The 10,412-nt window shown below is 38.2% G+C and carries 7 protein-coding genes; 4 read left to right on the top strand and 3 right to left on the bottom strand.

Annotated features, from left to right (window positions below; all coding sequences use genetic code 11):
* The 3 genes from dptF to CW745_RS02655 form a co-directional block, all read right to left on the bottom strand.
* Positions 1-1,599 carry a DNA phosphorothioation-dependent restriction protein DptF gene (dptF, locus tag CW745_RS02665; protein ID WP_238596662.1) on the bottom strand — a complete coding sequence of 533 codons (1,599 nt, stop codon included), beginning with the start codon at positions 1,597-1,599 and terminating at the stop codon, positions 1-3.
* A 353-nt stretch (positions 1,600-1,952) separates the two neighbouring features.
* The gene (locus tag CW745_RS02660; protein WP_101106961.1) at positions 1,953-4,865 is read right to left on the bottom strand and encodes a UvrD-helicase domain-containing protein; all 2,913 of its coding nucleotides are present in this window, start codon (positions 4,863-4,865) and stop codon (positions 1,953-1,955) included.
* A gap of 197 nt (positions 4,866-5,062) precedes the next feature.
* Positions 5,063-6,277 (bottom strand): phosphoribosyltransferase family protein, encoded by a 1,215-nt coding sequence (locus CW745_RS02655; protein ID WP_101106960.1) that lies wholly within the window; start codon positions 6,275-6,277, stop codon positions 5,063-5,065.
* Positions 6,278-6,586: 309 nt separating this feature from the next.
* Here CW745_RS02655 and CW745_RS02650 point away from each other — a divergent pair, with 309 nt between their 5' ends.
* The 4 genes from CW745_RS02650 (at position 6,587) to CW745_RS02635 (ending at position 10,399) form a co-directional block, all read left to right on the top strand.
* Positions 6,587-7,579, top strand: coding sequence for an ABC transporter substrate-binding protein (locus tag CW745_RS02650; protein WP_101106959.1), 993 nt, complete (start codon positions 6,587-6,589; stop codon positions 7,577-7,579).
* Positions 7,580-7,662: 83 nt separating this feature from the next.
* Positions 7,663-8,934 carry a GGDEF domain-containing protein gene (locus CW745_RS02645; protein WP_101106958.1) on the top strand — a complete coding sequence of 424 codons (1,272 nt, stop codon included), beginning with the start codon at positions 7,663-7,665 and terminating at the stop codon, positions 8,932-8,934.
* 304 nt (positions 8,935-9,238) lie between these two features.
* A complete protein-coding gene (locus CW745_RS02640) occupies positions 9,239-9,898 on the top strand; it encodes a carboxylesterase (RefSeq protein ID WP_101106957.1) in 660 nt (219 codons plus the stop codon).
* Positions 9,899-10,039: 141 nt separating this feature from the next.
* On the top strand, positions 10,040-10,399 hold the full coding sequence (locus CW745_RS02635) for a VOC family protein (protein WP_101106956.1): 360 nt from the start codon (positions 10,040-10,042) through the stop codon (positions 10,397-10,399).
* The last annotated feature ends 13 nt before the right edge of the window (positions 10,400-10,412 follow it).

The following is a 10,412-nucleotide window of genomic DNA, read 5'->3' as shown; positions in this document are numbered from 1 at the left end:
TTACATCCCACTTACTTTAAGTTCGTCTTCATCTACTTTTTTCACTGTAATATGTTGATTGGATTTGAAAATATGAAGCGTGTTTAACTTATTAGCCACTTTCACTATTCCAGCGATTAACTCATCCAATAGTACGACTGTATTTTTGTCATGCTTATTGGGTCTATAACCATCAACTATTTTTTGCATCAGATTTAATAAATTGATATTGACAGGAATTGATAACAATTCATTTTCTACTTTTATACATGCAGTAAAACTGGCTGGAGATTGGGTCGAAAATTGAGTAATTCTTTTAATATCCGCAGTGATGTCTAACTCAGCAGCTAGTTGATAACCATTTAATTCAGAGATTAAATAATGGCTCTTACCCAAGTTAGGGGCATTACGGTTATTATACTTTCTAATAGCTGTACTCAAGCTGTTCTTATAAAAGTCTTTTAATGCCTTCCTTTGAATAGAACTACCATCATAACTTCTATGTAACTGATAAATATTGATATATTTCTCTATCAGTGATTCATTAAAGTCCTGAATAAATTTACTAGGGTAAGTATTTTTAAAGTCACCATTTTTTAGCACATAAAACAATCTTAAGTAAGAGTGGCTACCTGTTAAGTTTTCAATGCCAATAGATTCGATATGTGCCTTGAATTCATCAAATTCGTTATCTGGTAAAGCGAGGTCATTTGCTAAGATAAAACGATCAATTTTCTGTGTTCTTAAATGGGCAGGATCAAAATCAGTAATTTTGCTTAAAAGTTCATTGTCCCCACCCGCAAATAAATTATCAAACAAGTAACCAGGTCCCGCTAAAAGCGTAAAAATAAAATCTAATAAAGAACGAGCAGTCAAAAACTGATCGTGCATTAAACGCGCTTTAAACAATAATTCAACAATTGTTTTTTGAACTGCAGGTTGACTCAACAACTCATAATTGGCATGTAACCGCTTGCTACTTTTATCTTTATTTACAGACCTATTTCTCTCATAAATTTCTCGAATTAAGTTACCTTCGGCTTGTGTAATTTTATTAAGCAATTTATGTGTAAAATCTGCTTCATAGCCATCATCAGTTATTTTAAACTTAGGGTAGCTTTCAAAATCTAGGAATATGTGATTGTCAGGTGTTGACTCCTTATCTAAAAAAGCCAATGCAGACTTTTTAATTTCAGATACAGCCCCCTCTTTCGCATAGTTACCTAACATACCGGTATTGATACCCACAACCAATGGTTTTGAGTTTTCCGAGAATTCCAAAAATAATTTATCCAGCGTCTGTATTGCTGAATCATTTGGATGGAAACTATGTGTTGCATCGAGGTGGAAATTTACCTTAGATAGGAAATTTTTCTTTGCTCTAGTTAAAATTTCAGACTTTCCATCTCCACTACTACCACAAAGGAAAATTATCTTTTTATCGTTAAATGACAGACTATTTAGTACCTTTTTAAAATCAGTCTCAATATCAGAGTCTTCAATATAAAGGTATTTTTTTACAGCATCCAAGTCAGTTGATAATACAGTGCTTCGTTCTGTAGAAACAGCGTATGGTGATGATTTTGACATCACACTAAGGGCGGTTCGAAAGTCAATCAAATGATTAATTCCTGTAGGCTTAATTGTGTAGTGATTATATATTTAGATGATTTTATTGATGGTAACAGATTGAAATATTGAATAGTAATGTCGAGTTCAAATAAATGAACACATCATATTTTAAATGTGCATTATACCAATTCCAGTAAATAGCTGATCTATTTAACTGGTTAAAATAACTTATTTCCACGTTGTAAGTTTCGTAAAGGGAACAACCATTTACATCAACTTACGCCTTGAATTAAGCCATTTTCCCTGCGTTAAATTTAGATCACATACTTAATGGAATTGGTATTACTACTTCAGTTATGTTTCCCCTCTATTCCTCAGCACCGAATTAATAATTAATATACCTAAACAGGCCACTGTAACGCTTCTTTGTTAATGCCATTTTTGCAGCTTAAAGGTTCATTGCCTTTGAAGTTTCGACATCCCCAGAATTCGCCCTTAGGGCCTTTTCTTAGCACCATTTCTGCGCCACATTTATCACATAGAGGCACGATTTCTAAACAGCTAGGGTTTAAACAAGTTTTAAAACCTTGGTGTTTTTGTTTGCTCATGGCGCTTTCACATTGCTTGCATCCTCGCTCTTTGTGATCGCAACGCGGAAAATGGGTACAACCATAAAACTGGCCAAAGCGACTGTTTCGTGGCGTTAATGTGCCCGTTTCACAGACTAAACAGTTAAGCTGTTTCACAAAGGCTTGGTTCATGGTGATAGCAAATTCGTTCAGTTCGATATCATAGTTTTCAATTAATTCGCTAACAAATTCACTGTTATTGCTCATATCGGCAATCAAGTAAGCGCGATGTTTAGCGCGGGTTAATGCGACATAGAATAATCGTCGCTCTTCGGCATGTACAAACGATTCCTGTTTTGCCAATAAGGCATCAATAATTGCAGGGGTTGCTTTGTTGGAAGGGAAACCCTGTTTGCCTTTTTTAAGGCCAACAATCACCACAAAATCTGCCTCTTTACCTTTAGATGAATGAAAAGATTGGTTTTCAATGTTAAGCAAGGGGTATTGTTGATTCAACTGTGCAAGCGCTTTTTTATTGGGCAGTTGAAACCAGTTTCTCGCTAATAGGTAGACACTCGCCGTTTGCGTTACCTGTTGACTGATAGCCTTTAATACTTGATCGAGTGCGCCATTCACCATTTCATCAATTGCGTCATCGTCATGACTTTTAGCCTGTGTTACTGCGCCTTTACGTAGCAGTGACACGGCGGGTTTACTCACTTTACTATGTGAGTTGATGATTTTTTTAATTTGCGTTGGATTTTGACAGACAAACTGTGTCGCAACTTGTCCAATTCGATCATTAAAACGAAAGGTGGTATCAAGCTGCGTTTGTGTTGTCGCACCAAAGTAGTCGCTAAATTGTGTCGTTAGTGAAACATCTGCACCACTAAATCGATAGATTGCTTGCCAATCGTCACCGACAGCAAATAGCGAGCTACCTCGATGGTTATCACGTAAGGCTTTAACGAGTCTGGCACGGGGCTCGGAGATATCTTGAAATTCATCTACCATAATGTAACGCCATGGCGATGTGAATTGCCCCTTTTGCACATATTCAATCGCCTTGCTTATCATGTCTTCGAAATCTATTTCATGACGACTACTCAGTAAGGTTTGATATGCGCTTAATATTGGCTTGAGTAACTCAAAGGCTTTTTCTGTTTGTTTGCTATCTAACGCTTGCTCGATAATGTTTTGCGCTAGGGCCTCTGTTAAACAGGCACCTTTATACAAACCCAATAGGGTTGAAAATATCTGTGCTAACTCTGTAATTCGCCCCGTTTCTTTTAGGTTTGCTAGCATCACCTCATCGGGCAATTTGTTGTATTTTATGCCTTTTTTATTCAGCAATTTCTCAAGTGTTGCTAATAACTTTCCCTGCTTAAGCTCTGCATAACTTAGCTCGATGCATTCACTACCATGTTGTTGGTGTGTTTCTCGTTTCCAGTTTATCGCATCATGGTATTGCTGTTTGTCGATATAAGGCGCGCTATCGCCATTTTCATCGATGCCATAATATTCAATATAAATATTGAACTCAGGTATAAAGAAGTCTGGCTGATACTGTTTTCGCTCAAGTGTATTTAAGGCAACGTGATACTTGGCCTCATACTGATATGCGATGCCATGGTTAAACAGCCAATTGGCAATATGTAGTTCACCAAAGCTTTTTACCTTTTCTCCTTTGAGGGTACGAATATCATTATCACTAAGGTATTGGTAATAATCACCAAGTGTGGGAAATGCAAAAGGACTTTTTTCAACGTAATAGTATTGGCTGAAATAGGTTAATACTGATTGGCGATAAGCTTTATCGCTGGAAATTAACTGTTCAAAGCATTGTTGCACCCATTTGGCTTTGGCCTTTTCATCTTCAACAAAGGGGCTAAGGCTGGGCATTGCGCCTTCGACCTGGGCAATAATTCGTAAACCAAGACTATGAAAGGTACTCGCTTTTATTTTATCGGTGGCAAGCTTTTCTTTAATGCGTTGATCCATCTCTTTGGCCGCTTTTTTGCCATAGGCAAGCAGCAATATATTGCTGTGCGTTGCTTGCTCGCTATTAAGCAGATAAGCGGTGCGCCCGACCATCACACTGGTTTTACCGGTGCCCGCTCCCGCTAATAACAGGTTGTTATCGTCATCTATAATGCAGGCTCTTCGCTGTGCTTGTGTTAAGGGGTTGGACTCAACATTATCGAAAAATGCTTGATGTAATTTAAGCTGGGATTGAATATAAGTTTCTCGACAATGCGTTATATCATCTGCGTTCCAGTGCTGATAAATTGTAAGTTGCATCAATAACTGTTGCGTTTTATCGCTTAATGCAGGAGCCGATTCTGACCAAGGAAACCACTGCTGATAAAGTCGATTGATGTTGCCTTTAATCGCATTGAGGGTCGATTCTCTCAGATAACGTTTGCTAATCAGTGGCTTTATTTTACCAAGCAATAATTGCAATTTATGTTGATGGACCGCTATCCAATAGGTTTGACATTGTTGTTTGAACTCTTTTATTCCACGCGCACTCAGTTTACTCAGCTGCACGGTATTATCGTCTGTATCAAAACTAATGTGATGACCAAGCAAGGTAGATAAGAACACAGGTGGTGTGCTGAGCGATTGCCATGGGATGGTTTGTTGCTCTTTCCCAATGGTCACCTTGATCGCCTGAGAATCAATATTAATGCGGGTTGGATTGCCAAATAGCTGACCCAAAATATTTGATTTAACTGAAAACATATTTTACTTGCGACCTAAATTAAGCGGGAGCGTTAATGACTCGATTTGCATTACGTGAAAGGAAGAGGTGCAAATGATGCCATAAAAACCGTTGCAGGTGTGTTTTTATGAGGTTATTTAGGATATAAAAAAGCTCGGACAATACCGAGCTTTTTTGGGGGAGTTTCTAAAAACGAATTAGCTTTTTTAACCTTTCTTTAACCTTTCTTTAGGTCTGAAAGCTCATCGCTGTGCCAAATTTTACGTTGAAAACGTGGGTTTTTAGATGACATATCAATTTTGTACGGGTTAGTTTCCGCTTGGTGTGGTAAATCAAGAATATTCGATAGCTCCTGTGCAAGCCATTTCTCTACTTTTAATACCACCAGCTTTTTACGTAAACGTCCCTGTTCATCTCGGTTTAGAATCGTTGGCAGTGTATTAAGTGTTAAAATTTCACCGATTGCAGGGTGGATCATACGCTCACGACCTTCGTCACTTGCATAGAAGTGAGATACTGCAAATACCATGCGCTCAGGGTTGATTTTTTGTAGGAACTGACAAGACATTACCACGGTAGAGCCAGTGCGTACCATATCGTCGAATAATACAATACTGCTTCCATCTAGTCCTTCAAAGGTATGCTCGCTCTCTTTGTGTAATGTGATTTCAACTTTACGCTCACTGGTACGCTCTTTATCTAACATGATAAATTTCGCTTTCGATAAACCAAGTGCGTTGTACATCTCTTTTACAAAATCACGTGCGCCTTTGTCGGGTGCACATAATACAAGCCCTTCGCCTTCTGGCCCGTAATTTAGGATGTTGCTGTTTAATAAGTAGTGCGCGTAAATCTCATAAGGAATCAGGTTATGAAAATCACCTTCAAAGATGTCTGCAAAGACACGTTGAACAGAATAAGAGTGATTATGGATTGTTAATACTGTATCAACACCCGAGAACTTTAATAGCTGTGCGTATAATTTCGCTGTAAATGCCTGTCCATCAAACTTTTTAATATCGTTAATATCACGTTCAAAATTAGTTTCGCCAAGGTCGGCATGTGCACCACGATCCTGAGCGCTGTAAAACAGATCTGGTTCAACTAATACGACACGTGTAGCCCCATTTTCTTTTGCGGTACGAGCGATCACTAAGTTAGCCATTGCTAATTCTTGACGTGATTTAGTATGGCTACTGGTACTAACAATCACGACTGTCTTGCCTTCTAAGCTTTGACCAATGGCATCCATATCGAGTTCGTCGGAGATAAAACGAGGGCAGAACTCAGAGTTCATAAAGGTTTTCATGCTGATTAAATCAGCAATATCTTCATGTTGTCCCATCGCATACGCGATATCAATGGCAAAAGGATTGTCAGAAGTATTACTTACAACGACAAGGTTACTAGACTGATTAGCAGAAAAACGCATGAACGGTTCCTTTTCAAAATCGTTTGGATAGAGGGCAAATTTAAGGTGCCCATTCTAATGATATCGTGGTGCATTCGATACTGTTTATCCATACAATTTTTCATTTTATTAACAATTTTTCGTGTCAAGGCGATGAACATGCACTCAGTTTCAGCGATTAAAATTAGTTATCTTTATCAACTTAAATCAATCGGCAATCAACTGAGCTTAGACAAAATGTATTACCGCTAACAGTTCTCGCTTCTTTCGCTCACCTAACTTCATTACTATTCTATACTTAATTGACTTTTAACTGAGAAGGCATACAACATGCGCATGACCATAACGCTAATAATATTAATCGTGGTGGTGCTAACCATTAGGGCTTTTAGTGGTGCCAACGATGTCAACTCTCCGCAAATTCAATCAGCAATTACTATCGCTGTTTCTACAACACCGCTTTCAGCCCCTTTTTACATCGCAGAATCAGAGGGATATTTCCAAGAGTATTGTGGCGAAGTCATTATTAAGGATGTCATTGGCGGCAAAAAAAGCTTCCAACAGGTTGTTAACGGTAAGGCCGATATGGGCACAAGCTCAGGCTCTGTTATTGTATTTCAAGGTATGAAGCGCCGTGATTTTGTTAGCTTGGCGACCTTCACTCAATCTGATAATGATGTAAAAATTATTGGGCGTAAATTGAATAATATGCGTCAAACTATTAATATTTCCGGTAAAAAAGTAGGCGTTACAAAAGGCGCTTCAGGGGAATACTTATTAAGCACCTATCTTGCATTATCAGGTTTAACGACAGAGGATGTTATTGTTCGCTATTTTTCACCAGATAAATTACCACAAGCACTGATTGATAATGAAGTAGACTATATTGTTGCTTGGGAACCCTACGCTTTTGAAACTAATCATCGCTTAAATGATCAGGTAACAACCCTCAATACCAAGAATTTAAATACCCTCATGTTTAATTTAATTACAGCCCCATTAAATAACTCACATAAATTAGCGCGTGCAACCTGCGTCTTAAAATCGTTAAATGCAGCCATCGAGTTTATCGCAACACATCCTGATGATGCCAAAGCGACCATCATAAAAAGAATTGACGCAAATGATCATTTTATCGACTGGGTATGGCCCGATTACATTTTTAAATTAACCCTAAATAAATCTTTATTAATGCATTTAAAATCTCAGGCAAAATGGATGGTCAAATCAGAATTAGTGGAAGATGGAGAAGTACCTGATTATAAATTATTGTTAGATCATAGGCCTTTAGCACTTGTAGATAATAACGCAGTACAGCTTTGAACAAATCAGTGTATAACTATGTTCAGTGAATTCATTACACTGTGCGAAAAATAATTACTTAACAACAGTGACAGGAAGTATAAATGGGGTTTACGCAACGCTTATATCTATTTAGTTTCGCAGGTTTTGGTCTGATGGTGATTATTTTATCTATCTTGGCAGGCTCTTGGAACTCTTTAAATATTGCAATGGAAAAAGTTGATTATACACAACGTGTAAGTGGTGCAGTGAACGACCTTCAGCTCAATATTTTTACTGATCAAGCTAACCGAACACCACAAAAAGCAGCCGATTGGTTCGCCGGACAGCGACATTTTACTAACATTATCTCATCCGTTCCCACATTAACTCCCCGTCAACAAACCTTACAAAATGCAATCATAAATCAACACAGTAGCATCATCATTTTATTCAGACAGGTTGAGTATTTAGTAACCGATGCCAACAAGGCTGAGATATCAGATCATCTTTATGCTCGATTACTGACACAAATAGAATTGATCCGTGAAGATTGCGCCCAATTAGCCGAAAATGCTGAAGCAGAATTACGCTACACGGTACTCAAGTTATTTTATATATTAGCCGTGGTATTGATAACTACGGTTGTTGGCCTTGCATGGGGCGCGCTAAATATTAGCCAAGTGTTTAAATCATCTATCAAGGAGATTGAATATGGTATTAATAATTTATCACATGGTGAATATAAAGAGATCACTCTTTCGCAACGCAGTACTGAGTTTAATGAATTCGTAGAACAGTTTAATAAAATGAGTAAACAACTTGCAGAAACAACCATTTCACGCGATTCATTACAAGCTTTAGTAGATGAACGAACGGCAGCTTTAGAAGCACTTTCTAATACCGATCCGCTAACCAATGTTGCCAACCGCCGTGCATTATACAAGCGCGGTGAGACTGAATTTTTACGCAGTAAACGTTATCCTTCTCCATTGGCATTATTAATGATTGATTGTGATTTTTTTAAAAAAATTAATGATACTCACGGGCATTTAGTAGGAGATCATGTTTTAAAGCAACTTTGTCGTACTTTTGAAAAAGAGATTCGCGATGTTGACTTTTTAGCGCGATATGGCGGTGAAGAATTCGTCATTTTATTACCACATTGCGAAACGCAGGGGGCAATTGAATTAGCAAAACGCTTACAACAGGCACTCAATAGCACCACAATAGAAACCGATAACATATCATTAACTGTCACTGTCAGCATAGGTATCGCCCTCAGTGATGATGACGATAAAACCTTTGAGGGCCTTTTAAATAGAGCCGATGAAAGCATGTTTTTAGCAAAAGAAAATGGCCGTAATCGCTATGAAATAAATTCAAAAGTGGCTTGATATTGCGGCGAACACTAACCGAATAATATATGATATTTAAATTTTTCCAGAAAACGTGACTTAACTAAAGGCGAAAACACAGTAAATTGTGTCAACAAACGTTGCCCTAAGGTTCAACACAATGCCCACTCGTTTTTTAACCCAATAACCTGCTATTGCTCAATCAAACACCTTATTCATATTGATTTTTCCTACAAAATGTTAGACCACTTATTTATCCTGATTAGTATAAGGTATTTCAATGAGTTGAATCTCCATAATGGATAGGTATAGTTACTATTATTCCTCCAAATTGAGAACCTTTATGCAATATTTATCCTGTGTTGAAGTTGAGCCAACTCATGAAGCAAGCGCTTCGGTAATTTGGCTACATGGTCTAGGCGCTGATGGGCATGATTTTGAGCCCATAGTCAAAGAGTTACAGCTCCCAGAACAATTCGCAATTCGTTTTATTTTTCCGCACTCCCCTTCTATTCCCGTCACGGTCAATGGGGGCATGACCATGCCTGCTTGGTACGATATTTTAGATATGAGTATTGACCGTAAAGTCGATGTGGCACAACTAACGCAATCTGCTAACGCGGTACAAGCACTAATTGAGCGTGAAATACAGCGCGGTATTCCTGCTAACCGGATTATTCTGGCTGGTTTTTCACAAGGAGGCGCGGTGGCTTATCAAGCGGCTTTATCCTTTGGTCAATCTTTAGCTGGACTGTTAGCAATGTCGACCTACTTTGCGACTAAAGACAGCATCGAAATAGATGCTAATAATAAGCAACTTGATATCAATATTATGCATGGCAGTTACGATAATGTGGTATTACCGCAACTTGGCGAAAAGGCATTGCAGACTTTGCAGTCACTTGGTTTTACACCGAGTTATTCACAATATCCGATGGAACATAGTGTGTGTGCAGCACAAATAGCAGATATTTCTAGTTGGTTGCAACAACGTTTACGCTAAAACTATATATTCAATGCGATGTGGCCGAATGAATCAAAGGCCACTATTGCTGTATTCACCAGCAATAACATTCTCATGCACCGATTAGTATTAAGACACTGTCACGTGCCGATATACTTTTCAACTAGAGGAGATTAAACAATGAAAATGAGCTACACGGTACTAGGAACAAACAACATGCAAGCGGCCGTTGAGTTTTACAATGCATTGTTTGACCATACTACTCCCTATCAAACTTCCCAAACAGAGAGAATGACTTTCTGGTTATTTGAAGACTTCGCATTTGCAATCGCTATCCCCTTTGATAAAGAGCCAGCAAGCAACGGAAATGGAACAATGATTGGTTTTAACGTTGAATCACGTGAAGAGGTTATACGCCTTCACCAAAAGGCGATTGATTTGGGGGGAACATGTGAGGGTGAACCACATGAAAAAGGGATTCATTATTCTGCTTATGTCAGAGATTTAGATAACAACAAACTGTGCTTCTTTGAATCATAACAAATACTAAAAA

It is taken from the genome of Psychromonas sp. psych-6C06 (genome assembly GCF_002835465.1).
Classification (GTDB): Bacteria; Pseudomonadota; Gammaproteobacteria; order Enterobacterales; family Psychromonadaceae; genus Psychromonas.
This window is presented reverse-complemented; position numbering and strand designations above follow the sequence as displayed.